We start from the raw sequence: 24,249 nt of genomic DNA, 5'->3' as shown, positions 1-24,249 counted from the left end.
CGCAACGGCAACGAGAAAGAGAGAGACATGAGATGGACATGAGCGTTTTTGATTTATTCAAAATCGGCGTCGGCCCATCGAGCTCACATACCGTGGGCCCGATGGTCGCCGCGCGCCGGTTCTTGCTGGACAACGCTCCGTTGGATGACGTGGCCGAAGTCAAGGCCGAACTGTATGGCTCGCTGGCCCTGACCGGCATCGGCCACGCCACCGACAAGGCCGTGCTGCTTGGCCTGATCGGCGAAACACCGCAGGATGTGGTGCCCACGCGCGTGGACGCGCAACTGGCGGAAGCCGAAGCGGCCGGCCAGCTCGCGCTGCTCGGCCAGCACGTGGTGCCGTTCAAGCGCGGCACGCACCTGGTATTCCACATGGCCGAATCGCTGCCGGAGCACCCGAACGGCATGCGCTTCACGCTGACCCGCAAGGACGGCGCCAGCGTCAGCAAAGTGTACTACTCGGTCGGCGGCGGCTTTATCCGCGAAGAGGGCGAGGAAGCGGTGGCGGTGGCGTCGGTGGTTGTGCCTTATCCCTTCGGCACCATGGACGAACTGCTGGCGCACGGCGTGCGCAGCGGCCTGACCATCCCGCAGATGCTGCGCGCCAACGAGTGCGTCCGCATCAGCGACGATGTGCTCAACGCCGGCCTGGATAAAATCTGGCACGTGATGCGCGACTGTATCGCCCATGGCCTGGACACGCCGGGCCAGCTGCCTGGCGGCTTGAACGTCAAGCGCCGCGCCGCCAGCCTGTGGAAGCAGGCGCAGGACAGCGCCGGCAGTCCCAACAGCCTGCCGCACGACGCGATGCATCAGGTCAGCCTGTACGCGATGGCGGTCAACGAGGAGAATGCCGCCGGCGGCCGCGTGGTGACGGCGCCGACCAACGGCGCGGCCGGCATCATCCCCGCCGTGTTGCGTTACTACGCGGAAGACTGCAAGCCGAGCGACCCGGTCACCGGCGTGCGCAACTTCCTGCTGACGGCGGCGGCCATCGGCATGCTGTGCAAGCGTAACGCGTCGATCTCCGGCGCGGAAATCGGCTGCCAGGGCGAAGTGGGCGTGGCCTGCGCGATGGCGGCGGCCGGCCTGGTGGCGGCGCTGGGCGGCAGCAATGGCCAGATCGAGAACGCCGCCGAAATCGGCATCGAGCACCATCTGGGCATGACCTGCGATCCGATCGGAGGGCTGGTGCAGATTCCGTGCATCGAGCGTAACGGCATGGGCGCCGTCAAGGCGATTACGGCCGCCTCGCTTGCTCTGAAGGGCGACGGCACCCACTTTGTCAGCCTGGATGAGGTGATCGAGACGATGCGCCAGACCGGCGCCGACATGCAGGCGAAGTACAAGGAGACTTCACTGGGCGGCCTGGCGATTCACGTCATCACCGTCAATCACGCGGCTTGCTGACGGCCAGCCGCAGCTTGAACTGATCGTCGACGGCCACGGTCGCCGCTTCGCCGACCGGCACCAGCAATGCCGGGCTGCTGACCACCTGGCCGTCATGCTTGATGACGGTTTTCACGAATACCGAGTTGCCGCCGGCTTTGGTCAGCAGCAGCTCCGTGCGCCAGGCGCCACTGGCCACCGCCGCCGGCACGCCTTCCTGTACCAGCAGCGCCGGGGCGGATGTCTCGCCGCCGGCATTCAACTTCATCTTGACCATGTATTTGTCCGTGCCCTGCGCAGCGGCGTTTGCGGCGCTTGCCGCGTTGACGGCCATGCCGCCATAGCCGCATGCGGCGACGAGGGCGGCGATGGCGAGACGGCCCGCGGCGCGCCGGAACTTGCTGGGTGGGGTGTGCTGCAACTGCATGATGCGCTCCTTCAGTGGGTGGATGGACTGCCAGTGGCAGTGGATCAATGCTGCCTGGGTGGGCATCTGCGTTTTCAGCATAGCGTCGGCGTAACTGCGTTTCAGCGTTGGGTGCTCGCGCACGACGGCGGCGTCACAGGCCAGTTCCTGGTCCAGCCGGAAGCGGCGCGCGGCCAGATGAACCAGCGGATGGAACCACAGCGCGCATTGCGTCAGCGCGCAGAGGGCGTTCATCAGCGGGTCGCGGCGGCGCATATGGACGGCTTCGTGGGCCAGAATGAGCTGCCGCTCATGCGGCGTGTAGCGCGCCGCAAAGTCGGCCGGCACGACGATGATGGGGCGCCACAAGCCGACCACTGTCGGACCTTCATCGGTGCGTGTGCTGTGATGGATGCCGCCATCGTGGCGCAGCGGCCCGAGTTGCCGGCGGTAGCGGCGATGGACCACAGCATGCCACGCCAACATCGCCACGGCGACCGCTAACCAGGCGGCCACCAGCCATGGCAGCCACGACTCCCACGGCTGCCATGGCTGGACGCCGGCGGCCGCGAAGGCCGCGGGCAGGGCGGCGCTGGCGAACTGCCGTAGCGGCGCGACGGCCTGCTGGACCGCTGCCGGCATGCGCCATGCGGACAGCGAGGCGGCGGCCATCGCCAGCATCGCTGCCGGTACGGCGGCCCAGGCCAGGTAGGCCAACTGCGCGCCGAAAGCCCTTCGTAGCGGCAGCCGGATCGCGCACAACAGCAGGATCACCGCGCCGGCAACCAGGCTGGCCGCCAGCAGCGCGCGCAGGATGTCATTTGCCATCGCTTAGTTTCTGAACGAGGCGCTTCAATTCATCGAGATCGCTGGCACTCAGCTTGCCGTGCTGGCCGAAGTGCGCCACCAACGGCGCGATGCGACCGCCGAACAGGCGCTCGACCATGCTGCTGCTCTCGGCCACCACCCACTGGTCGCGCGTCAGCAGCGGGGCATAGAGGAAACGCCGGCCGTCCCTGTCGGCGCGCAGCGCGCCTTTCTTGAGCAGGCGGTTGAGCAGCGTCTTGATGGTGGCTTCCTGCCATGGCTGTTGGTCGCTGAGCGCGGCGACCACGTCTTCCGCCGTGCGCGGGCTGCCGGTCCACAGCACTTCCATCACCTGCGACTCGGCTTCACTGATTTGAACTGGTTTCATAAGATCGATTACGCATGTAAACGATGGTGATGATTACACGCGTAATCGATTGCGTCAACGTTTTTCGTGTTGAAGGAGCTTGCGGAACGCGTCCGCGGCGAGCGGCTTGCTGAAGTGGTAGCCCTGCATCTCGTCGCAATCCTGCTCGCGCAGGAACTCCAGCTGCTCCACCGTCTCCACGCCCTCGGCGATGGTGGTCAGCCCCAGGCTGCGGGCCATGTTGATGATGGCGCTGACGATGGCCTTGTCCTCGCTGTCGGTGCTGATGTCGCGCACGAAGGACTGGTCGATCTTCAGCTTGTAGACCTTGAACTTCTTCAGGTGGCTCAGCGACGAGAAGCCGGTGCCGAAATCGTCGATCGACATGCGGATGCCGCGATCGTGCAGCTGGTTCATGGTGGCGATGGCGCCTTGCGGATCCTGCACCGCCACGCCCTCGGTCAGCTCCAGCTCCAGGTATTCCGGCGGCAGGCCTTCCTCGTACAGCACCTGGGCCACGTGCGACGGCAGGTCGGCGGTGCGGAACTGGATGGCGGACAGGTTCACCGCCATCACCAGCGGCGGCAGGCCATCGTCCAGCCACGCGCGCGCCTGGCGCACGGCCTGGCGCAGCACCCAGTCGCCGATGGCCACAATCAGGCCGCTGTCCTCGGCGGCCGGGATGAATTCGGCCGGCGACACCGCCCCCAGCTCCGGCGTGTTCCAGCGCAGCAGCGCCTCGGCGCCGACGATCTGGCCGGTCTTCAGCGATACCTGCGGCTGGTACACCACGTGCAGTTGTTCGCGCTCCAGCGCATAGCGCAGCGCGTTCACCAGCTGCAGATGGCGCGCGGCGCGCTGCTGCATGGCGGCGGTGAAGAAGCGGAAGTCGTGGCGGCCGGCGCGCTTGACCTGGTACATGGCGGCGTCCGCGCGTTGCAGCAGGGTTTCCACGTCCCAGCCATCGTCCGGATACATGGCGATGCCGATCGAGGCCGATACCTTCAGGTCGTGCGCGCCGACCGTGTGGGCCTGGCCGGTGACGTTCAGCAGCTTGCGGGCGACGTCGCTGGCTTCGCTGCCGCCGGCATTCGGCAGCACGAAGATGAATTCGTCGCCGCCCAGGCGCGCCACCAGGTCGGTCTCGCGCAGGCAGCCGGTCAGGCGCAGCGCCAGTTCGGACAGCAGGGCGTCGCCCACCGTGTGGCCGAGCGTATCGTTGATGTCCTTGAAGTGGTCCAGGTCCATCATCAGCAGCGCCATCGGGGTGCGGTGGATGCGCGCCTGTTCCAGCAGATGGCGGGCGCGCTCGTGCAGTTGCGAGCGGTTCGGTAAGCCGGTCAGCAGGTCGTAGTGCGCCAGGTATTGCACCCGCTGGTCCGCCTGCTGCCGCACCGCTTCGCGGTCGAAGTTTTTCAGCGCGAACTCGATGTCCAGCGTCATCTCCAGCAGCAGCTCGCGTACCTCCGGATCGAAGGCATTCACATCGCTGGAGTAGGGCGCGAAGAAGCCGATGATCTCGCCGTCGCGGCGTAAGGGCACCGCCGCCGACGAGGCCCAGCCATAGCGCGCGCCGTGCGCGTGCCAGTAGGCCGTCTCGGGCGCGTGCTGGTAATCCTGGCACCAGTAGGGCTGGCCGCTGTGGTAGGACAGGCCGATCGGCCCGCGGCCTTCCGGCGTGTTGGGATCGAGCGACACTTCCAGCTGGTCCAGGTATTCGACGCCGCCGCCGAAGGAGGCGGCCACGTTGATCCGGCCATGCTCCTTGTCGATGATGCCGATCCAGGCCATCGCCATGCCGCCGTAGTTGACCACGTCGCGGCAGATGCGTTCGAACAGCTCGGCCTCGCTGTGGCTGCGCACGATGGCCTGGTTGCACTGGCTGAGTGCCGAATACAGGCGGCTGATGCGCTGGATGCGCTCCAGTGCCTCGTTGCGCTCCCGGTCCAGCCGCGCCAGCCCTTGCTGGGTGTGCGCCAGCCAGCCCCACACGCTGTCGCGCGCGTTGTCGTTGACGGTCAGCGGATCGGAGAAGTCACCGCGCCCCAGCTTTTCCATGCCGGCCTGCAGTTGGTCGACCGAACAGCCGAGCGCCGCGTCCAGCCGCCGCTTGGCGCGCCACACCAGCAGTACCAGCATCAGGGCACTGAACATGAAGGCGCTGCGCGCCAGGTTGGCGTCCAGCGCCGTCTCCTCGACCAGGGCGCGGGTGCGGCGGTCGACGCTGTCGTTGACGGCGCCGATGGGGCGCATGATGTCGGCCTTGGTGCGGTGATAGGCGGCGTCGTGCAGCATGGCGGTGGCCTGTTCGACGCTGCCGCCGTTGGCGCGCAGGTCCATGGCGGCCACTTCGAGGTTAATCAGCTTGTCCGACTCGTTCTTGGCGGTGGCCAGCAGCGCCAGCTCTTCCGGCGAGAAGTGCGCCTCGCGCATCAGTTGCATCAATGGTGCCGGCGCGTCGCTGGCGCGCGGCCGCACACCGTTGGGCTGCACCAGGTCCCAGTAGACGTTTTCGTAATTGCGCGGGCGCGGCGCGCGGCCTTCGCGGATGTCGACGATGTCGTTGTAATTCTTGCGATACTGCGGCTCGCCGGTGGCCACGTAGGTGCGGGCCATGCGCGTCAGGTCGTCGGAAGACTGGCGCAGCTCCTCCACCAGGTTGTGCGAGGCATAGCGCACGTCGTTGGCCTGGTCGATGCGTTTTTCGGTCCACACATAGAACATGAATGCCACCGCCACCAGCAGCAGCGTGCCGGAGCAGGCCCACAGGTAGCTGACGAATTGCGGTTGCGGCGGACGGGCGTGGGACTTCATCGATTCTGCACAGGTGGACGGAAGGTCAACAGTATATGGCCTGACCACGTCACCAGCCAGCACCGCAGGTCAAGGTCATGACCATAAAACAACGTGAATTTCACGGGACGGCGCAAGGCGCACTATAATAGTCCCTCGCTTTGTACCGTCCTGCAGCTCAACTGGAATCTTCTTCTTATTTATGCAATACGTGTCTACCCGCGCCGCCCAGTCGGCCGCCGCTTCGTCTCCCCACCAATTTTCCGACATTCTGCTGGGCGGCCTGGCCAGCGATGGCGGCTTGTTCCTGCCCGCGACGTACCCGCAAGTGACCGGCGCCGAGCTGGATGCGTGGCGCAAGCTGTCGTACGCGGAGCTGGCGTTCGAGATCCTGAAGAAGTTCGCGACCGATATTCCGGAAGCCGACCTGCGCGCGTTGACCGCCAAGACCTATACCCAAGAGGTGTACAAGAACGCCCGCAAGGACGAAAGCGCCGCCGACATCACGCCGCTGCGGGTGCTGGAAGAGGGCGAGAACGGCACCAGGCTGGTGTTGCAGGCACTGTCCAATGGCCCGACGCTGGCCTTCAAGGACATGGCGATGCAGCTGCTGGGCAACCTGTTCGAATATGCGCTGGCGCGGCAGAACGCGGAACTGAATATTTTCGGCGCCACCTCGGGCGACACCGGCAGCGCCGCCGAATACGCAATGCGCGGCAAGAAGGGCATCCGTGTCTTCATGCTGTCGCCGCACAAGAAGATGAGCGCCTTCCAGACCGCGCAGATGTTCTCGCTGCAGGATCCGAACATCTTCAACATCGCCATCGAAGGCGTGTTCGATGACGCGCAGGACATGGTCAAGGCCGTGTCCAACGACCTGGCATTCAAGGCCAAATACAAGATCGGCACCGTCAACTCGATCAACTGGGCGCGCGTGGTGGCGCAGGTGGTGTACTACTTCCGCGGCTACCTGGCGGCGACCACTTCCAACGAGCAGAAGGTGTCGTTCACCGTGCCGTCGGGGAACTTCGGCAATATCTGCGCCGGCCATATCGCCCGTATGATGGGGCTGCCGATCGACAAGCTGGTGGCCGCCACCAACGAAAACGACGTGCTGGACGAATTCTTCCGCACCGGCGTCTACCGCGTGCGCAAGTCGGCCGAAACCTATCACACCAGCAGCCCGTCGATGGACATCTCCAAGGCGTCCAACTTCGAGCGCTTCGTCTATGAACTGGTGGGCCGCGACAGCGATCGCACCCGCGCGCTGTTCCAGAAAGTGGAGACCCACGGCGGCTTCGACCTGTCCGGCAAGCCAGGCAGCGACGGCGACGAATTCAAGCTGGTGTCGAAGTACGGCTTCAAGTCCGGCAAATCCACCCACGCCGACCGCGTCAACACCATCCGCGACGTGGCGGACGACTACGGCATCGTGATCGACACCCACACCGCCGACGGCATCAAGGTCGCCAAGGAGCACATGGAGCCGGGCGTGACGATGATCGTGCTGGAAACGGCGCTGGCGGCCAAGTTCAACGAAACCATCCTGGAAGCGCTGGGCGAGGATGCCGAACGCCCGGACGGCTTCGAGAACATCGAAGACCTGCCGCAGAAGTTTGTGGTCATGAAGCCAGATGTCGCGGCCATGAAGGCCTACATCGCAGCCAATACGGGTCTGTGATGAGCGAGCCGCGTAAGCCGATGCTGTCCGTCAGCGAAGCGCTGGCGCAGATGCAGGCCGCCGTGCGCCCGGTGGCGGAGGTGGAAGTCATCCCGACGCTGGAGGCCAACGGCCGCGTGCTGGCGACGGCGCAGGTGTCGGGCATCAACGTGCCGGGCGCCGACAATACCCAGATGGACGGCTACGCGGTGCGCGCCGCCGATTGCGCCAGCGGCCAGGCGTCGCTGACGGTGTCGCAGCGCATTCCGGCCGGTCACGTGGGCCAGCCGTTGTTGCCGGGGACGGCGGCGCGCATCTTCACCGGCGCCATGATTCCGGAAGGTGCGGACGCCGTCGTCATGCAGGAGCAGTGCGAGCTGGTTGGCGATGTGGTCACCATCCGCCATGCACCCAAGGCGGGCGAATGGATACGCCGCGCCGGCGAGGACATCACCAGCGGCAGCGTGGTGCTGCCGGCTGGCACCCGCCTGCGCAGCCAGGAGCTGGGCCTGGCGGCGTCGGTCGGCCTGGCGCAACTGCCGGTCAGGCGCAAGCTGCGCGTGGCGGTGTTCTTCACCGGCGACGAGCTGACCATGCCGGGCGAGCCGCTGGCGCCGGGCGCGATCTACAATTCCAACCGTTTCACGCTGCGCGCGCTGCTGGAGAACCTGGGCTGCGAGATCACCGATTTCGGCATCGTGCCGGATTCGCTGGACGCCACGCGCGTGGTGCTGCGCGAGGCGGCGCAAGGCCATGACCTGATCGTGACGTCCGGCGGCGTATCGGTCGGCGAGGAGGATCACATCAAGCCGGCGGTGGAAGCCGAGGGCAAGCTGAATATGTGGCAGATCGCGGTCAAGCCGGGCAAGCCGCTGGCGTTTGGCGAAGTGCGGCAGGCGTTCTTCATCGGCCTGCCGGGCAATCCGGTGTCCAGCTTTGTGACCTTTTTGCTGTTCGTGCGGCCGTTCGTGCTGCGGCTGCAGGGCGTGGAGGGCGCGATCGCGCCGCGCGCGTTCCCGATGCGCGCCGATTTCGACTGGCCCAAGGCCGACAAGCGCAACGAGTTCCTGCGCGTCCGCATCAACGACGCCGGCGGCGTGGAGCTGTTCCGCAACCAGAGTTCCGGCGTGCTGACGTCGACCGTGTGGGGCGATGGCGTGGTTGACAATCCTCCGGGCCAGGCCATCGCCGCCGGCGACGTGGTTCGATTTATACCGTTTAGCGAGTTATTGTACTGATGGTGATTACCGTAAAATTCTTTGCCAGTGTGCGCGAGGCTGTGGGCACGTCGTCGGAATCGATGGCGCTGCCGGCCGGCGTGGGCACGGTGGGCGCGCTGTGCGAGCATCTGGCGGCGCGCGGCGAGCAGTGGCAGCAGGCCTTGAGCCATCCGGCGCTGCGCATGGCGTACAACCAGGTGATGTGCGGCGCCGACACGGCCATCGCCGATGGCGCCGAAGTGGCGTTCTTCCCGCCGGTGACGGGCGGCTGAGCCGTTCCGCTCAAGTCGTTTTTTTGGCCTTGCGCGCGGCGGCCAGGTCGTCGCACATGCCGCACGCCTTGGCGTGGCGGTAGCGGCGCCACGCCGAGTAGGTGAACACGCCCGCCGCGATCAGCGACCAGGCGGCGGCGCTGAGGTAATCTTCCCTGGCGGTGGATCCTTTGAACCATTCCACCGCCGCCAGTATGCCAAACAGCGGCACGGCCGCCAGCAGGAAGCGTTTTATCCAGAATAGCGCACCCATGGTTTCTCCCTCGTTTTTATCGGACCGAATGCATGCAGTCTAGTTTGACATCTTTTCGCGTCGCCGTCATCGGCGGCGGCCCCGCCGGGCTGATGGCCGCGCAGACGCTGGCGCAAGGCGGGGCGCAGGTGGACGTCTATGATGCCATGGCCTCGGTCGGACGCAAGTTTTTGCTGGCGGGGCGCAGCGGCATGAATATCACGCACGACGAGCCGTATGCGGATTTCGTGACGCGTTACGGCGCCAGCGCGGCGCCGTTGCGGCCAATGCTGGATGCGTTCGGCCCGGGCGCGGTGCGCGATTTTGTCCATGGCCTCGGGCTGGAGACGTTTGTCGGCACTTCCGGCCGCGTGTTCCCGACCGATATGAAGGCGGCGCCCTTGCTGCGCGCCTGGCTGCATCGCCTGCGCGAGAGCGGCATCCGCTTTCACATGCGCCACCGCTGGCTGGGCTGGCGGGATGAGGCGCTGTGCTTCGAAGCGCCTGGCGATGACGGTGGCGCTCAGGATGGCGAAGGCCGTCCGGCGGCCACGCGCGATCTGCTGGTGCGGCCTGACGCGGTGGTGCTGGCTCTGGGCGGCGGCAGCTGGGCGAGGCTGGGTTCAGACGGCGCCTGGCTGCCCTGGCTGGCGGCGCGTGGCGTGGCGGTGGCGCCGCTGGCGCCGGCCAATTGCGGCTTCGATGTCGCCTGGAGCGAGCATTTCAGCAGCCGTCACGCGGGCGAGCCCTTGATGACGGTGGCCGTCATCGCGCGCGACGGGCAGGGACAGGAAATGCGCCGTCAGGGACAGTTCGTGGTGACGCGGGGCGGGGTGGAGGGCAGCCTGATTTATGCGCTGTCCGCCGCGCTGCGCGACCAGATTGCAGCCGATGGCCAGACGACCATCTGGCTGGATCTGATGCCCGATTGGAGCGAGCAGCGGGTGCTGGACGAGTTGTCGCGGCCGCGCGGTGCGCGCTCCATGGCCAGCCATTTGCAAAGTCGGCTTGGCATCAAGGGGGTGAAGGCGGGGCTGTTGCGCGAGTGCCTGAGCAAGGAGCAGTTCGGCGACGAGACGCGGCTGGCGGCCGGCATCAAGCGGCTGCCGGTGACGCTGCTGCGGCCACGCCCCATCGATGAGGTGATCAGCACCGCCGGCGGCGTGCGCTGGGAGGCGTTGCAAGGGACGATGCTGAAGGCTGTGCCGGGCGTGTTCGTGGCCGGCGAGATGATCGACTGGGAGGCGCCAACCGGCGGCTATCTGTTGACCGCCTGCCTGGCCGGCGGCGTGGCGGCGGCGCGCGATGCGCTGGCCTGGGCCGCGGCGCGCTAACCTTCGGGCCGCGTCGATGACGCGGTGCCGCGCCGCCGGCGGCGCTTATTCCCAGCTGACGTCGCCCGAGCCGGTGCGGCTGACGTTGCGCTGGTCCGGGTTGCCCAGCACGCGGATATCGCCGCTGCCGCGCAGCGTCAGGTCGGCCGACTGCTTGGCGAAGACGTGGCTGGTGCCCGAGCCTTTCAGATTCACGGTCACTTTTTCCGCCGCCAGGTGGCGCGCATCCAGGTCGCCGGAGCCGGTCAGTTCCGCCTCCAGCGTCTTGCAGCTGCCGGACGCGGTGATCTTGCCGGAGCCGATCATCTCCAGCTCCACGTTCTCGGTGCTGCCGGCGTTCAGATTCAGGTTGCCGCTGCCATGCGCGCCGGCGGTCAGCGTGCGATAGCGGCCGCTGAAGTTCACATTGCCCGAGCCATGCAGTTGCAGTTCCATGCGCTCGCCGTTGAAGCCGGACGCCTTGGTATCGCCGCTGCTGCTCACCACCAGTTCCTCCAGCGACGGCAGTATCAGCTCCACCTGCAGCCGGTGACGGGGATTCAGCAGCATGCCCTTGGTGCCGATGTGCAGGTCGCGGCCATCCTGCACGGTTTCCACGTTGGCCAGCGAACGCTGTTCGCCGCGCACCCGCAGCGACGCGGCCTGGCCCTGCGTCAGTATCAGGTCGATCGGCCCGCTCAGCTCCACCGAAGTGGCCATGGCGTCGATCTTGCGCGTCTCGCTGCCCAGCGAGCGGCCAACGGTGCTGGTCGGGTTATTGCTGCCGTAGGCCTTCAGCATGCTGTAGGTCACGCCGATCAGCACAAAGGCCAGGACCAGCAGGCTGGCGCCGATTTTCATTAAAGCTCGCATATTCCCATCCTCAACGGCCGCGCAGCAGCGACACGTTCATCGCCGCATAGCGTTTCAGGCCGATCACGGTATAACGGGTCAGCACGATGCTGACCAGGCACAGGCCGATGCCGCCCAGGATCAGCCCCAGGCCGATCAGCGACTGCGTGGTGCGCGCGCCGCTGTCGAAATCGGTGGTGATGACGACGTCGCCGGTGGCCACCGACTCGGCGCGGTTCAGCAGCCGTCCGCTGCGGCTCAGGCCTTCCTCGTCCGAAGGCGCGCCGTCCGTTTCATCCTTGTTGATCTGCACCCCCATGCGGTCGATCGACACGCGCCAGCCCTGCGCATCTTCTTCCTCGGCGCGGGTGTCGAAGTGGGAGTTGGTGAACTCCATCAGGTGGTGCAGCGGCCCCTCCAGCGCGAGCTCGTTCTGGCCCGACAGGCCGCTGGCCGTCAGCGCCACGCCGCCGATGTAAAAGGCAAACGCCGAGATATAGATCGCGCCCAGCAAGCTGGCATAGACCATGGCCGGGATGACCATGAACAGGTTGAAGATCGCCAGCCCGACCAAGGACACCATGGCGCGTGCCAGGTTGAACGGCGTCTTGCTCTGGCCGAAGGCGCTCAGGTGCGCGTTGGCGCGCAAGGTCATGGCGATCTTGCGCGGCTCGTCCAGTTCCTGGTACACCTCGGCCTCGCTCCGGCCGGCCACCAGGCCGTCGATGAAGCGCTGCTCGTAGTAGGCCAGGGTCTTGGCCACCGTTTCCGGCGGCAGACCCTGCATCGCCTGCCTGAGCGCGTCGAGGTATTGCTGCTTGTTCATGATGTCAGTTTTCCAATGTTGCTTTGAGTTTCAGCCCACGATACGGCTTAACCGATGATGCGACTGTACGCACACGCCCGTCCACGCGCCACAGGCATGTGACAGGCTGCATAAAAGGCGGCACAGGCGACCAAAACCGGCTACTGGACGGCGCTCCTCTTCAACAGCGCGGCGGCGGCCACGCCGCTGCGCACCGCCGCCTCCAGCGTCGCCGGATAGTTCTTGGCGGCATCGCTGGCGGCCGTGTAGTCGCCCGCTAGCACCAGGCCGGGCAGGCCGGTGTCGTTGGCGGGACGGCGCAGGCCCGGCGCACAAGCATAGGTCGCGCGCTTTTCGGTGATGACCTTGAACCAGTCGGGCCGGCCCAGCTCCGGCCATTGGAAGTCGACCGCCAGTTGCACCGCCACCGCCTCGGCCAGCAATTCCTGCGGCTGGGCGGCGGCCGGCCCGGAGGCGCTGATGACTACCGCCAGCAGGCCCGCCTGGCTGGCGTCCAGCTGGCCGCGGTCGAACACGAACTGGCCGTAGTGGTGGTTGCCGGGATCGTCGCGCAGCGCATAAAACGGCAGTTTCAGGCGGATCGCGGCGTCGTACTGCAGGTAGACGGTGGTGATGGCCTCCGGCTCGAAGGCGGTCAGCCGGGCGCACAGGGCGCTGGTGTCGCGGCCGGGAATGTCGTGCAGCAGCGTGGCGGCCTGGCTGGCGCCGGTGGCCAGCACCACGCCGCCAAAATACGTGCTCCAGGTGCCGCCGACCGCCGAGCCGCTGATGTCCAGTTGCCACAGCCGGCCCTCGATCGAACGGATCGCCTGCACCTTGGCGCCGCCGCGCGCCGAGCCGCCGCGTGCTTCCACCCAGGCGGCGGCCGCCTCCGGGAACAGTTTGCTCAGATCGGTGCGCGGCAGCAGCATGTCCGAGGCGCGGCGGCGCGCGCCCAGGCTATCGCGCAGCACGTTGAGGAAGATCTGCGCCGAGGCGCGTTCCGGCGGCGTGTTCAGCGCCGCCAGGCACAGCGGACGCCACATCAGCGCGATCAGGCGTGGCGTCTGGTCGAAGCGCTCCAGCAGTTCGCTGACGCTGCAGTCGTTGTGCAACTGCCAGTCCATCCAGCGCGCCGAGGTGGTGAAACGGGCCAGGCTGAGTTTGTCTTCGCCGGTCAGGCCCTGGGCTCTGAACAGGGCGGTCAGCAGGTGCAGCGGCGCCGGTAGCGGCAGCGATGGCGCCACAAAGTCCATGCCGCCGGTGTTGGGCGGATAGCGCATCTGCAGCGGCAGCGTCAGCACGGCCTGGTCGCGCGCGACGCCGGTGAGTTGCATCAGGCGCAGTGTTTCGCTGTAGGCGCCCAGCAGGATGTGCTGGCCGTTGTCGAGGTGGGCGCGGTCGGTGTCGACGCGGCGGGCGCGGCCGCCGAAGGTGCGGGCGGCCTCCAGCAGCGTCACCTTGTAGCCGGCCTGGGCCAGCTCGACGGCGGCCGCGCAGCCGGCCCAGCCGGCGCCGATCACCGCCACCGAGCGCCGCGTCTGGCCGGGATCGGGCTGGCCGCGTTTGTCGGTGGGCGCGCCCGGGGAGGCAAGATCGCGGTCAGCCACGGACGTAGGTCTTCCACGCCAGCCACAGCTTGCGGATCGGCGTCAGCGAGATGCGGTGTTGCAGCACGTGGTAGCCGTCGGCCTCGACTTCGGTCAGCAGGGTGCGGTAGATCGCGGCCATCATCAGGCCGGGACGCTGGGCGCGGCGGTCTTCCTTGGGCAGCAGCGCGAAGGCTTCGTCGTAGACGGTCTGCGCGCGGGCGATCTGGAAGGCCATCAGTTGTTCAAACTTGTCGGTGTGCCTGGCGTTGAGGATGTCGGCGGCGGTCACGTTGAACTGCTGCAGTTCGTTGATCGGCAGGTAGATGCGGCCCTTGCGGGCGTCCTCGCCGACGTCGCGGATGATGTTGGTCAGCTGGAAGGCCAGGCCGAGCTTTTCGGCGAATTGCAGCGTTTGCGGATTGGTCACGCCAAAGATGCTGGCCGACAGGATGCCGACCACGCTGGCCACGTGCCAGCAGTATTTGTTGAGGGCGGCAAAGTCGAGATAGCGGGTCTGGTTCAGGTCCATCTCCATGCCGTCGATAATGGCCTGCAGGTGCTCTTCCTTCAGGTTGTACGGCTGCAGGTGCGGCGCCAGCGCCTGCGTCACCGGATGGGTCTGGGTGCCGGCGTACATGCTGCTGATTTCCTTGCGCCACCAGGCCAGCTTGATGCGGGCGATCGACTCGTCGGTGCACTCATCCACGGTGTCGTCGACTTCGCGGCAGAAGGCGTACAGGGCGGTGATGGCGCGGCGACGCTCCGGCGGCAGGAACAGGAAGCTGTAGTAAAAACTGGAGCCGCTTTGAGCGGTCTTTTGCTGGCAGTAGTCGTCGGGTGACATGGATAAAAAAGCAATGGGCTGTTCGAAGCCGCTATTCTATAGGAAGGGGGATGCGCGTGGTCTGCAACTTATGGCGATTTGCGGATACAATATGTTACCTTTGTCGGAGTTCTTACGTATGAATCTACAGATTGTCGCAGCCTTGATGATTCTTCCAGCCGTTGCTGGATGCCAGGGCTCGTCTGCGGACGATACGGTGCCGATGAAAACGGCCACGTATTACATGCAGAATTTGCAGGAGGCGCGTGACACGGCCCAGCGCTGCAAGCTGCTCGACGAGCAGAAACTGCGTACCTTGAGTGTTGGGGATTACCAGGAATGGCAGATTTCCAACGAGGGCGTGAATTGCCAGACGGCGTTGTCGGTGTCGGAGGCGGCGTCGGTGCGCGAGCTGGTGCTCAAGCAGGGCAAGTCCTCGGCGCCAGTGGCGGCGCCCAAAGTTTCTGCGCCACCGCCGTCATCCGCGGTGCCGGCGCTGCGCGAGCGCAGCGACCAGAAAATCAGCTCGTCCCGGACGTACGCGCCGGTTTAACGCTCGGGCGTTCCGCCGGCGGCGTCAACGGAGCCGCATCAGGCGCTTCTTCATGCGCACGGCGGCCCAGAAGACGCCCATCCAGTCGCGCTTGCTGAGCTTGGGACGGTGCAGGAACACGTCATACTCCACCGCCTCGATGGCGTCCAGAATCCGCAGGCCGCCTTGCACCACCATGCGCAACTCAAACCCGATACGCCCCGGCAGCCGCAGGGCCAGCGGCGCGCCGCTCAGCATCAGCTGGCGGGCGCGCTCGACTTCGAAGCGCATCAGCGAGCGCCAACGTGGCCGCGCGCTGGCATGGTCCAGCGCCGCCGGCGAAATCGCAAACCGGCTCAGATCCTCCAGCGGAATATAGATGCGCTCCTTGTGCAGATCGATCGCCACATCCTGCAGGAAATTGATCAGTTGCAGCGCCGTGCAGATCGCATCCGAGTCGCGCACATTCTCCTCGTCCGCCGCGCCGTACAGGTGCAGCATCATGAAGCCCACCGGATTGGCCGAGCGCGCGCAATAGTCCAGCAGCGCGTCGTAGGTGGCGTAGCGCGACACCAGCACATCCTGCTTGAACGCCGACAGCAGATCGTAGAGCGGCTTCAGCGGCAGGTCATATTCCCGCACCACCTGCGCCAGCCGTTCGAACATCGGTTGGTGGTCGGTGGCGCCTTGTTCGATGCGCGCCAGCGCGTCCTCGTAGGCCCTGAGCGCGGCCAGGCGTTCCTCCGGCGCGGCATCGCCCTCATCGGCCAGATCGTCCGCGCTGCGGGCAAAGGCATAGATGGCTTCCACCGCCGGGCGCAAGCGCTTGGGCAGCAGAATCGAGGCAACAGGGAAGTTTTCGTAGTGATCGACCGGCATAAAACAGAGCAAAGCGGCAGGTGCCGGGGTGGGTTTCCAGCGCGTAATGGTAGTGCCATCATGAAATAAGAGCAAGGCCAAATTAATGACGCGGCAGTCATTTGCAAAGCAAGTTATTCGGCTTATAATTTATAAATAACCTGTCAGTCATTAAAAAAGGAAGCCGCTGTGTCCACTCTCAAGAACATGCTGGTCGCCGCCTCGGTGGCGGCCGCGCTTGGCGCCTGCGCCAGGCCGGCAGACAAAACCGAAGACATCCGCCCGGTGCGTGCCCTCCAGCTCGCCAGCAGCGACGTGGATGTGAACGCCGAGTTTTCCGGCGAGGTGCGGGCGCGGGTGGAGTCGCGCCTGGGCTTCCGCGTCGGCGGCAAGATCGTCAGCCGCAAGGTCGACGTCGGTACGCTGGTGAAGAAAGGGCAGGTGCTGATGCAGCTCGATCCGCAGGACCTGCAACTGTCGCAGGCCCAGGCGCTGGCCAATCTGCGCGCCGCCGAGACCAACCGCGACCTCGCCAAGGCGGACCTGAAGCGCTACCAGGAACTGGTCAGCAAGAGCTTCGTCAGCCAGTCGGTGCTGGACGCCAAGGAATCGACCTATAAATCGGCGCAGGCCAGCGTGGACGCGGCGCAGGCGGCGTATCGCGGCCAGTCCAACCAGGCGGCGTATGCGGCGCTGCTGTCGGACGTCGATGGCGTCGTCACCTCGGTCGATGCTGAAATTGGCCAGGTGGTGGCGGCCGGTACGCCGGTGGTGCGCGTGGCCAAGGCCGGCGAGAAGGAAATCGTCATCGGCCTGCCGGAAGACAAGGTCGACGCGCTGCGCCGCATTCCGGACGTGCAGGTGCGCCTGTGGGCCGATCCCCGGCACACCGTGCCGGGCAAGATCCGCGAAATCTCGCCGGTGGCCGATCCGTCGACCCGCACCTACACCGTCAAGGTGTCCATCCCCGACTCGGCCGAGGCCAAGCTCGGCATGACGGCGGTGGTGCTGTTCGCCTCCAGGACGCCGGCGCCGCAAATCAAGGTGCCGCTGACTGCCCTGTTCCATGAGAAAAACGCCACCTCGGTGTGGCTGGTGGAGCAGGGCGCCGTCAAGCTGACGCCGGTGACCATCGGCGGCGTGACCGGCAACGACATCGTGCTGGCCAGCGGCGTCAAGCCGGGCCAGACGGTGGTCACGGCCGGCGTCAACCTGCTCAAGCCGGGCCAGAAAGTCAAGATCCTGGGCAATGACCTGCCCGCAGCCGCGCCCGCGCCAGCCGTCGCCGGAGCCGGCAAATGAAGGAAGGATTCAACCTCTCGCGCTGGGCGCTGGAACACATCCCGCTGACGCGCTATCTGATCGCCGTGCTGCTGATCGGCGGTTTCCTCAGTTACAGCAATCTCGGCCAGGATGAAGATCCGCCGTTCACCTTCCGCGCGATGGTGGTGCGCGCCAACTGGCCGGGCGCCACCGCGCTGCAGATGGCCGAGCAAGTCACCGACAAGCTGGAGAAAAAGCTGCAGGAAACGCCCGGCATCGACGAGATTTCCAGCTATTCCAAGCCGGGCGAAACCACCATCATCCTCAAGCTGCGCGAATCGACGCCACCCAAGAACGTGGCCGACGCCTGGTACCAGGTGCGCAAGAAGATCGGCGATATCCAACTGACGCTGCCGTCGGGCGTGCAGGGGCCGTTCTTCAACGACGAGTTCGGCGATACCTATGGCTCTATCTTCGCGCTGTCCGGCGACGGCTTCACCTATGCCGAGATGAAGGATTACGCGGACTTCGTGCGCCAGCAGTTGCTGGCGGTGCCGCTGGTATCCAAGGTCGAGCTGTTCGGGGTGCAGGACGAGAAGATCAACATCGAGTTTTCGCACCAGAAGTTTGCGCAACTGGGCATACCGATCGAAACCATCGCCAACCAGATCGCCACGCAGAACACGGTGGAATCCACCGGCGTGCTGGTGACGCCGACCGACAACCTGCAAGTGCGCGTCACCGGCGCGCTGAAGACGGTCAAGGACCTGGAAGCGCTGGAGCTGCGCGCCAACGGCACCACCTTCCGCCTCGGCGACTTCGCCACCATCAAGCGCGAGTACCAGGACCCGCCGGGCAACAAGATGCGCTTCAATGGCAAGGAAGTGATCGGCCTCGGCGTATCCATGGAGAAGGGCGGCAACATCATCCAGCTCGGCAAGCACATGGAGAAAACCGTGCGCGAACTGAAGGCCAAGCTGCCGATCGGCATCGAGCTGGAGCGCGTGTCGGACCAGCCGGAGGCGGTCAAGGCCTCCGTGGGCGAGTTCGTCCACACGCTGATCGAGGCGGTGCTGATCGTGCTGGGCGTCAGCTTCGTGGCGTTGGGTCTGCACAGCAAGCCCAGGCTGCGGCTGGACGTACGGCCAGGGCTGGTGGTGGCGTTGAGCATACCGCTGGTGCTGTCGGTCACCTTCCTGTTCATGCGCATGCTGGACATCGACCTGCACAAGATTTCGCTGGGTGCGCTGATCATCGCGCTGGGCCTGCTCGTGGACGACGCCATCATCGCGGTCGAAATGATGGTGCGCAAGATGGAGGAGGGCATGTCGCGCTTCGACGCCGCCACCTTCGCCTACAAGTCCACCGCGATTCCGATGCTGACCGGTACGCTGATCACGGTCGCCGGCTTCCTGCCGATCGGCCTGGCCAAATCGGCAGCGGGCGAGTACACCTTCTCGCTGTTCTCGGTGAACGCCCTCGCGCTGGTGATTTCATGGGTGGTGGCGGTGACCTTTACGCCGTATCTCGGCTACGTGCTGCTGAAAGTGAAACCGCACGCGGACGGCGGCGGCGAACATGAGTTGTTTGACACGCCCGGCTTCCGCAAGTTCCGCGCGCTGGTCAACTGGTGCGTGGAATACCGCTGGATCACCATCGGCGCCACGCTGGCGGTGTTTGCGCTGGGCGTGTATGGCTTCAAGTTCATCGAGAAGCAGTTCTTCCCCGACTCCAGCCGTCCCGAGCTGATGGTGGAGCTGTGGACGCCGGAAGGCACGGCCTTCGCCGCCAACGAGGCGCAGGTGAAGAAGTTCGAGGACTTCATCCGCAAGCAGGAGGGTGTGGTCAGTGTCACCAGCTACGTCGGCACCGGCTCGCCGCGCTTTTACCTGCCGCTGGACCAGATTTTCCCGCAGACCAACGTCTCGCAAATCGTCGTGCTGCCGCAGGACCTGAAGGCGCGCACGGCCTTGCGCGACAAGATCGTCGACGTTTTCAAGCACGACTTCCCGGAAGTGCGCGGCCGCGTCAAGCTGCTGCCGAACGGGCCGCCGGTGCCGTACCCGGTACAGTTCCGCGTCACTGGCACCGAGGTGGACAAGGTGCGCGCGATCGCCGACCAGGTCAAGGACATCATGCGCGCCAATCCCAACACCGTGGGCGTCAACGACAACTGGAACGAGTCGGTCAAGGTGCTGCGGCTGGATCTGGACCAGGACAAGATGCGCGCGCTGGGTGTGACCTCGCAAACGGTGATGCGCGCGGCCAACACCATTCTGTCCGGCACGCGCATCGGCCAGTTCCGCGAGGGCATCAAGCTGATCGACATCCAGATCCGCCAGCCGCTGGATGAACGCGCGACCATTTCGGTGCTGAACGACACCAATATTCCGACCGCCAGCGGCAAGTCGGTGCCGATCAGCCAACTGGCGCGCGCGCACTTCGTCTGGGAACCGGGCGTGGTGTGGCGCGAAGGGCGCGACTGGGCCATCACCGTGCAGTCGGACGTGGGCGACCACATCCAGGGACCGACCGTCTCCAGCCAGATCGAGCCACAACTGAAGGCGTTGCGCGACGCGCTGCCGGCCGGCTACGCCATCACCGTCAAGGGTGCGGCCTCGGACAGCGGGGCGGCGGAAGCGTCGATCGCGGCCAACCTGCCGCTGGCGATCTTCCTGATCTTTACGTTGCTGATGCTGCAACTGCACAGCTTCTCGCGGGCACTGCTGGTGTTCCTGACCGGGCCGCTGGGCGTGGCCGGCGCGGCGATGGCGCTGCTGGTGCTGGGGCGGCCGCTGGGCTTTGTGGCCAACCTGGGCATCATCGCGCTGTTCGGCATGATCATCCGCAACTCGGTGATCCTGGTCGACCAGATCGAGCAGGACATCCGGGCCGGGCATGACGCCTGGACCGCCATCGTCGAATCCGCGGTGCGCCGCTGCCGGCCGATTATCCTGACGGCCGCGGCCGCCGCGCTGGCGATGATTCCCTTGTCGCGCTCAGTATTCTGGGGGCCGATGGCGGTGGCAATTATGGGCGGGTTAATCCTTGCGACCGCGCTGACATTATTGTTCCTGCCGGCGCTGTATGCGGCCTGGTTCCGCGTAAAGAAAACCCGGTGAGGCGGGGTCTGACCCCGTACGGGGTCAGACCCCAAAACCGGCCGCTTTGCGGGTTTATTGTGAGAATGTTGGCGACATACTAAAAATCGTCACCATTTCTCTGAAAACCCGTTAGAATATCGCGTTGAAGTTGAAAGCTCCTGCGCAAAAGAGCAGGAATAGGGCGACCGTTTTCACTTACGGGTCGCCCTTTGCTTTTGTGCAAACAAGCCGCGAGGATGGCGAAATTGGTAGACGCACCAGGTTTAGGTCCTGACGCCAGCAATGGTGTGGGGGTTCGAGTCCCCCTCCTCGCACCAACTGTATTTCTTATTTTTTGGACGATTTTTACATGGCAACTGCAGTCGAAACCTTGGGCAAACTCGAACGTCGTATCACGATCTCCTTCCCGCTGACCGAAGTCCGCGCTGAAGTTGAGAAGCGCCTGAAAGTGCAAGCCAAAACGGCTAAGGCACCAGGCTTCCGTCCGGGCAAAGTTCCTCTGAAAATGGTCGCAGCACAGTACGGTTATCAGATCGAAACCGAAGTGCTGAATGATAAAGTTGGCCGTGCTTTCAACGACGCCGCAAACGAAAACCAGTTGCGCGTTGCTGGTTTCCCGAACATTGAACCGAAGGCCGAATCGCCAGCCGGCGTGCTGACCTTCGACGCCACCTTCGAAATCTATCCGGAAGTCGAAATCGGCGACCTGACCAAGGTGGAAATCGAAACCGTCAAGGCCGAAGTGACCGACGCGGAAATCGACAAGACCATCGACATCCTGCGCAAGCAGCGCGTGCACTTCCACACCAAGGGCGAAGCCGGCGAGCACGGCGACGGCGGCGAAGCCGTTGCCGCCAACGGCGACCGCGTGACCGTGGACTTCGTCGGCTCGATCGACGGCGTCGAATTCCCGGGTGGTAAGGCCGAAGGCTACGCCTTCGTGCTGGGCGAAGGCCGCATGCTGCCGGAATTCGAAGCCGCCACCGTCGGCCTGAAAGTGGGCGAGTCGAAGACCTTCCCGCTGGCCTTCCCGGAGGACTACCATGGCAAGGACGTGGCCGGCAAGACCGCCTCGTTCACCATCACCCTGCAGAAGCTGGAATGGGCGCACCTGCCGGAAGTGGACGCCGAGTTCGCCAAGTCGCTGGGCGTGGCCGATGGCGACGTCGCCAAGATGCGCGAAGACATCAAGGTCAACCTGGAGCGCGAAGTCGCTGGCCGCGTGAAAGCACGCAACAAGGAAACCGTGATGGAAACCCTGGTCAAGACCGCCACCCTGGACGTGCCAAAGTCGCTGATCGCCCAGGACACCGAGCGTCTGGCTGAAATGGCCCGCCAGGACATGGCCCAGCGCGGCATGAACGTCAAGGACGTGCCGTTCCCGGCCGAACTGTTCGCGGAAAAAGCCGAGCGTCGCGTGCGCCTGGGCCTGATCCTGTCGCAGCTGGTTGGCGAGAACAACCTGCAAGCCCAGCCTGAGCAGGTGAAAGCCCAGATCGAAGACTTCGCCCAGAGCTACGAAGACCCACGTGAAGTGCTGAAGTACTACTACAGCGATCGTCGTCGCCTGGCGGAAGTCGAAGCCCTTGTATTGGAAGAAAACGTCGTTAACTACGTCCTGGGCCTGTCGAAAACCTCGTCCAAGGTCATCGCCTTTGACGAGCTGATGGGAAGCAACGCACAAGCGTAATTCAGTTAGGTTAGAATCAAGACGGCGTCACCGTCGTTGGTCCGGCTTTCACCGGAGCGGCGGCGGTGGTAAAGTTTCTGAACCTGGCTGCTTCACAAGGAAATAGAATGACTGGTATGAACCGTAATCCGGCACTGGACACCCAAATGTTGGGTCTGGTCCCGATGGTGGTGGAACAAAGCGGTCGCGGCGAGCGCTCGTACGACATCTACTCGCGCCTGCTCAAGGAACGCATTATCTTCATGGTCGGCCCGGTCAACGACCAGATGGCCAACCTGGTGGTCGCCCAGCTGCTGTTCCTGGAAAGCGAAAATCCGGACAAGGACATCTCGCTGTACATCAACTCTCCTGGCGGTTCGGTCTCGGCCGGCCTGGCGATCTTCGACACGATGCAGTTCATCAAGCCTGACGTCTCGACGCTGTGCACCGGCATCGCCGCCTCGATGGGCGCGTTCCTGCTGGCGGCCGGCGCCAAGGGCAAGCGGTTCTCGCTGCCCAACTCGCGCGTGATGATCCACCAGCCGTCCGGCGGCTCGCAGGGCATGGCGTCCGATATCGAGATCCAGGCCAAGGAAATCCTCTACCTGCGCCATCGCCTCAACTCGATCATGGCCGAACGCACCGGCCAAACGATCGAACAGGTGGCCAAAGATACCGATCGCGATCGCTTCATGTCGGCGGAAGAAGCGGTAGAGTACGGTCTGATCGACAAAGTGTTGACCAACCGGGCTTAATGCTTCCCCCGCAGCATTGCTAAAAAGACGCCCGGACGATTAATCGTTCGGGCGTTTCGTTTTTATTTCGGGTAGCATGTGTATGTAAGCGGATTTTTCCGGACTGCATTTATGAATCACTTGCTTCCCGGTAACGGCTAAGCCATTCTGTAACCAAAGATAACTGCCCATGTCAGACAAAAAATCCTCCAGCGGCGAAAAACTTCTGTACTGCTCGTTCTGCGGCAAAAGCCAGCACGAGGTGAAGAAGCTGATCGCCGGCCCGTCGGTGTTCATTTGCGACGAGTGTATCGATCTGTGCAATGACATCATCCGCGACGAGACCTCGGCCATCGAGTCGGTCTCGGGCGCCAAGTCGGACCTGCCGACGCCGCATGAAATCAAGGACCTGCTGGACCAGTACGTGATTGGCCAGCAGACGGCCAAGCGCATCCTGTCGGTGGCGGTGTACAACCACTACAAGCGCCTCAAGCACCTCGGCAAGAAGGACGACGTCGAGCTGGCCAAGTCCAACATCCTGCTGGTCGGCCCGACAGGTTCCGGCAAGACGCTGCTGGCGCAGACGCTGGCGCGCATGCTGAACGTGCCGTTCGTGATCGCCGACGCCACCACGCTGACCGAAGCCGGCTACGTGGGCGAGGACGTCGAGAACATCATCCAGAAACTGTTGCAGAGCTGCAACTATGATGTGGACAAAGCGCAACGCGGCATCGTCTACATCGACGAAATCGACAAGATCTCCCGTAAGTCGGACAACCCGTCGATCACGCGCGACGTGTCGGGCGAGGGCGTGCAGCAGGCGCTGCTGAAGCTGATCGAGGGCACCATGGCCTCGGTGCCGCCACAAGGCGGCCGCAAGCACCCGAACCAGGACTTCGTGCAGATCGATACCACCAACATCATGTTCATCTGCGGCGGCGCGTTCGACGGCCTGGCCAAGGTCATCGAAAACCGTTCGGAGAAGTCCGGCATCGGCTTCGGCGCCTCGGTCAAGAGCAAGTCCGAGCGCAACGTCAGCGAGGTGCTGATGGAGGCGGAACCGGAAGACCTGATCAAGTTCGGCCTGATCCCCGAGCTGGTGGGCCGTCTGCCGGTGGTGGCCACGCTGGCCGAGCTGACCGAAGAGGCGCTGATCCAGATCCTGGTCGAGCCGAAGAACGCGCTGATCAAGCAGTATTCCAAGCTGCTGGAGATGGAAGGCGCGGAACTGGAGATCCGTCCGGCCGCGCTGCACGCCATCGCCAAGAAAGCGTTGGCGCGCAAGACCGGTGCCCGCGGCCTGCGTTCGATCCTGGAACACGCGCTGCTGGATACCATGTATGAACTGCCGAATGAAACCAATGTGACCAAAGTGGTTATCGATGAAAATACGATTACCAGTGGCGCAAAACCTTTGCTGATTTATCAGGAGCAGGCCAAGGCTTCTGGTGAGAATTAAATAACGAGTGCACACTTGCCCCACGCGACAGCAAAATTCATTTCGCATCCGTGGGGCAAGGCGGTACAATCAAAACCAATAAAAGAATCAGGCTTCAGTC

At 64.7% G+C, this 24,249-nt stretch carries 20 protein-coding genes and 1 tRNA gene; 12 read left to right on the top strand and 9 right to left on the bottom strand.

Annotated elements, in window-relative coordinates:
• Positions 1 to 32 precede the first annotated feature (32 nt).
• Positions 33 to 1,409 (top strand): L-serine ammonia-lyase, encoded by a 1,377-nt coding sequence (locus tag FHW58_RS07225; RefSeq protein WP_179672368.1) that lies wholly within the window; start codon positions 33 to 35, stop codon positions 1,407 to 1,409.
• Here FHW58_RS07225 and FHW58_RS07220 read toward each other — a convergent pair.
• Genes FHW58_RS07220 through FHW58_RS07210 form a run of 3 tightly spaced genes read right to left on the bottom strand, consistent with a single transcriptional unit; the run spans position 1,390 to position 5,782 of the window.
• Complete coding sequence (locus FHW58_RS07220) at positions 1,390 to 2,622, bottom strand: M56 family metallopeptidase (RefSeq protein WP_179672367.1); 1,233 nt, start codon at positions 2,620 to 2,622, stop codon at positions 1,390 to 1,392. The genes FHW58_RS07225 and FHW58_RS07220 overlap by 20 nt on opposite strands.
• Positions 2,612 to 2,989 carry a BlaI/MecI/CopY family transcriptional regulator gene (locus tag FHW58_RS07215; RefSeq protein WP_179672366.1) on the bottom strand — a complete coding sequence of 126 codons (378 nt, stop codon included), beginning with the start codon at positions 2,987 to 2,989 and terminating at the stop codon, positions 2,612 to 2,614. Before FHW58_RS07215 ends, FHW58_RS07220 begins: the two co-directional genes overlap by 11 nt.
• 54 nt (positions 2,990 to 3,043) lie before the next feature.
• Positions 3,044 to 5,782, bottom strand: a complete 2,739-nt coding sequence (locus FHW58_RS07210; protein WP_179672365.1) for a bifunctional diguanylate cyclase/phosphodiesterase — start codon at positions 5,780 to 5,782, stop codon at positions 3,044 to 3,046.
• 181 nt (positions 5,783 to 5,963) lie between these two features.
• On the opposite strand from FHW58_RS07210, the gene thrC reads away from it, so the two are divergent.
• The 3 genes from thrC to moaD are packed head-to-tail and all read left to right on the top strand — an operon-like array spanning position 5,964 to position 8,913.
• Positions 5,964 to 7,442 carry a threonine synthase gene (thrC, locus tag FHW58_RS07205; protein WP_179672364.1) on the top strand — a complete coding sequence of 493 codons (1,479 nt, stop codon included), beginning with the start codon at positions 5,964 to 5,966 and terminating at the stop codon, positions 7,440 to 7,442.
• On the top strand, positions 7,442 to 8,659 hold the full coding sequence (gene glp, locus FHW58_RS07200; protein ID WP_179672363.1) for a gephyrin-like molybdotransferase Glp: 1,218 nt from the start codon (positions 7,442 to 7,444) through the stop codon (positions 8,657 to 8,659). The genes thrC and glp overlap by 1 nt, the downstream gene beginning before the upstream one ends.
• Complete coding sequence (gene moaD / locus FHW58_RS07195; RefSeq protein ID WP_179672362.1) at positions 8,659 to 8,913, top strand: molybdopterin converting factor subunit 1; 255 nt, start codon at positions 8,659 to 8,661, stop codon at positions 8,911 to 8,913. The genes glp and moaD overlap by 1 nt, the downstream gene beginning before the upstream one ends.
• Positions 8,914 to 8,923: 10 nt before the next feature.
• Here moaD and FHW58_RS07190 read toward each other — a convergent pair whose 3' ends face one another.
• On the bottom strand, positions 8,924 to 9,166 hold the full coding sequence (locus FHW58_RS07190; RefSeq protein WP_179672361.1) for a hypothetical protein: 243 nt from the start codon (positions 9,164 to 9,166) through the stop codon (positions 8,924 to 8,926).
• Between the two features lie 32 nt (positions 9,167 to 9,198).
• On the opposite strand from FHW58_RS07190, the gene FHW58_RS07185 reads away from it, so the two are divergent.
• Positions 9,199 to 10,479 (top strand): TIGR03862 family flavoprotein, encoded by a 1,281-nt coding sequence (locus FHW58_RS07185; RefSeq protein WP_179672360.1) that lies wholly within the window; start codon positions 9,199 to 9,201, stop codon positions 10,477 to 10,479.
• A gap of 45 nt (positions 10,480 to 10,524) precedes the next feature.
• On the opposite strand, the gene FHW58_RS07180 is transcribed toward FHW58_RS07185, so the two are convergent.
• From FHW58_RS07180 to hpnD, 4 genes are all read right to left on the bottom strand, one after another.
• A complete protein-coding gene (locus FHW58_RS07180) occupies positions 10,525 to 11,331 on the bottom strand; it encodes a head GIN domain-containing protein (RefSeq protein ID WP_179672359.1) in 807 nt (268 codons plus the stop codon).
• 10 nt (positions 11,332 to 11,341) lie between these two features.
• The gene (locus FHW58_RS07175; RefSeq protein ID WP_179672358.1) at positions 11,342 to 12,136 is read right to left on the bottom strand and encodes a DUF1700 domain-containing protein; all 795 of its coding nucleotides are present in this window, start codon (positions 12,134 to 12,136) and stop codon (positions 11,342 to 11,344) included.
• Between the two features lie 140 nt (positions 12,137 to 12,276).
• Positions 12,277 to 13,725: a hydroxysqualene dehydroxylase HpnE gene (hpnE, locus tag FHW58_RS07170; RefSeq protein ID WP_179672357.1), complete on the bottom strand. Its 1,449-nt coding sequence runs from the start codon at positions 13,723 to 13,725 to the stop codon at positions 12,277 to 12,279.
• Entirely contained in the window at positions 13,718 to 14,551 is an 834-nt protein-coding gene (gene hpnD / locus FHW58_RS07165) for a presqualene diphosphate synthase HpnD (RefSeq protein ID WP_179672356.1), read from the bottom strand. The genes hpnE and hpnD overlap by 8 nt, the downstream gene beginning before the upstream one ends.
• Before the next feature lie 202 nt (positions 14,552 to 14,753).
• On the opposite strand from hpnD, the gene FHW58_RS07160 reads away from it, so the two are divergent.
• Positions 14,754 to 15,083: a hypothetical protein gene (locus FHW58_RS07160; protein WP_179672355.1), complete on the top strand. Its 330-nt coding sequence runs from the start codon at positions 14,754 to 14,756 to the stop codon at positions 15,081 to 15,083.
• A gap of 24 nt (positions 15,084 to 15,107) precedes the next feature.
• On the opposite strand, the gene hpnC is transcribed toward FHW58_RS07160, so the two are convergent.
• Positions 15,108 to 15,941 carry a squalene synthase HpnC gene (gene hpnC, locus FHW58_RS07155; RefSeq protein ID WP_179672354.1) on the bottom strand — a complete coding sequence of 278 codons (834 nt, stop codon included), beginning with the start codon at positions 15,939 to 15,941 and terminating at the stop codon, positions 15,108 to 15,110.
• Between the two features lie 168 nt (positions 15,942 to 16,109).
• Here hpnC and FHW58_RS07150 point away from each other — a divergent pair, with 168 nt between their 5' ends.
• The 6 genes from FHW58_RS07150 (at position 16,110) to clpX (ending at position 24,149) form a co-directional block, all read left to right on the top strand.
• Positions 16,110 to 17,222 carry an efflux RND transporter periplasmic adaptor subunit gene (locus FHW58_RS07150; protein WP_373996640.1) on the top strand — a complete coding sequence of 371 codons (1,113 nt, stop codon included), beginning with the start codon at positions 16,110 to 16,112 and terminating at the stop codon, positions 17,220 to 17,222.
• The gene (locus tag FHW58_RS07145) at positions 17,219 to 20,305 is read left to right on the top strand and encodes an efflux RND transporter permease subunit (protein WP_179672353.1); all 3,087 of its coding nucleotides are present in this window, start codon (positions 17,219 to 17,221) and stop codon (positions 20,303 to 20,305) included. The genes FHW58_RS07150 and FHW58_RS07145 overlap by 4 nt, the downstream gene beginning before the upstream one ends.
• A gap of 212 nt (positions 20,306 to 20,517) precedes the next feature.
• Positions 20,518 to 20,604 (top strand) — tRNA-Leu (locus tag FHW58_RS07140).
• 32 nt (positions 20,605 to 20,636) lie between these two features.
• Positions 20,637 to 21,977 carry a trigger factor gene (tig, locus tag FHW58_RS07135; RefSeq protein WP_179672352.1) on the top strand — a complete coding sequence of 447 codons (1,341 nt, stop codon included), beginning with the start codon at positions 20,637 to 20,639 and terminating at the stop codon, positions 21,975 to 21,977.
• 116 nt (positions 21,978 to 22,093) lie between these two features.
• Positions 22,094 to 22,711, top strand: coding sequence for an ATP-dependent Clp endopeptidase proteolytic subunit ClpP (gene clpP / locus FHW58_RS07130; protein WP_373996668.1), 618 nt, complete (start codon positions 22,094 to 22,096; stop codon positions 22,709 to 22,711).
• A gap of 169 nt (positions 22,712 to 22,880) precedes the next feature.
• Positions 22,881 to 24,149, top strand: coding sequence for an ATP-dependent Clp protease ATP-binding subunit ClpX (gene clpX / locus FHW58_RS07125; protein ID WP_179672350.1), 1,269 nt, complete (start codon positions 22,881 to 22,883; stop codon positions 24,147 to 24,149).
• Positions 24,150 to 24,249: the final 100 nt, after the last annotated feature.

The sequence above is a fragment of the Duganella sp. 1224 genome (assembly GCF_013408245.1).
In the GTDB taxonomy this organism is placed as follows: domain Bacteria; phylum Pseudomonadota; class Gammaproteobacteria; order Burkholderiales; family Burkholderiaceae_D; genus Rugamonas.
Note: the sequence above shows the minus strand (reverse complement) of the source record. Positions and strands in the feature narration are given on the sequence as shown.

Bases quoted from the DNA above. Each gene is read 5' to 3' on its own strand.
- FHW58_RS07180 (WP_179672359.1), bottom strand. From the start codon at position 11,331: ATGCGAGCTTTAATGAAAATCGGCGCCAGCCTGCTGGTCCTGGCCTTT.
- FHW58_RS07220 (WP_179672367.1), bottom strand. From the start codon at position 2,622: ATGGCAAATGACATCCTGCGCGCGCTGCTGGCGGCCAGCCTGGTTGCC.
- clpX (WP_179672350.1), top strand. From the start codon at position 22,881: ATGTCAGACAAAAAATCCTCCAGCGGCGAAAAACTTCTGTACTGCTCG.
- FHW58_RS07160 (WP_179672355.1), top strand. From the start codon at position 14,754: ATGAAAACGGCCACGTATTACATGCAGAATTTGCAGGAGGCGCGTGAC.
- FHW58_RS07215 (WP_179672366.1), bottom strand. From the start codon at position 2,989: ATGAAACCAGTTCAAATCAGTGAAGCCGAGTCGCAGGTGATGGAAGTG.
- FHW58_RS07145 (WP_179672353.1), top strand. From the start codon at position 17,219: ATGAAGGAAGGATTCAACCTCTCGCGCTGGGCGCTGGAACACATCCCG.
- FHW58_RS07190 (WP_179672361.1), bottom strand. From the start codon at position 9,166: ATGGGTGCGCTATTCTGGATAAAACGCTTCCTGCTGGCGGCCGTGCCG.
- FHW58_RS07210 (WP_179672365.1), bottom strand. From the start codon at position 5,782: ATGAAGTCCCACGCCCGTCCGCCGCAACCGCAATTCGTCAGCTACCTG.
- tig (WP_179672352.1), top strand. From the start codon at position 20,637: ATGGCAACTGCAGTCGAAACCTTGGGCAAACTCGAACGTCGTATCACG.
- FHW58_RS07185 (WP_179672360.1), top strand. From the start codon at position 9,199: ATGCAGTCTAGTTTGACATCTTTTCGCGTCGCCGTCATCGGCGGCGGC.
- glp (WP_179672363.1), top strand. From the start codon at position 7,442: ATGAGCGAGCCGCGTAAGCCGATGCTGTCCGTCAGCGAAGCGCTGGCG.
- moaD (WP_179672362.1), top strand. From the start codon at position 8,659: ATGGTGATTACCGTAAAATTCTTTGCCAGTGTGCGCGAGGCTGTGGGC.
- hpnC (WP_179672354.1), bottom strand. From the start codon at position 15,941: ATGCCGGTCGATCACTACGAAAACTTCCCTGTTGCCTCGATTCTGCTG.
- clpP (WP_373996668.1), top strand. From the start codon at position 22,094: ATGAACCGTAATCCGGCACTGGACACCCAAATGTTGGGTCTGGTCCCG.
- FHW58_RS07175 (WP_179672358.1), bottom strand. From the start codon at position 12,136: ATGAACAAGCAGCAATACCTCGACGCGCTCAGGCAGGCGATGCAGGGT.
- thrC (WP_179672364.1), top strand. From the start codon at position 5,964: ATGCAATACGTGTCTACCCGCGCCGCCCAGTCGGCCGCCGCTTCGTCT.
- hpnD (WP_179672356.1), bottom strand. From the start codon at position 14,551: ATGTCACCCGACGACTACTGCCAGCAAAAGACCGCTCAAAGCGGCTCC.
- FHW58_RS07225 (WP_179672368.1), top strand. From the start codon at position 33: ATGGACATGAGCGTTTTTGATTTATTCAAAATCGGCGTCGGCCCATCG.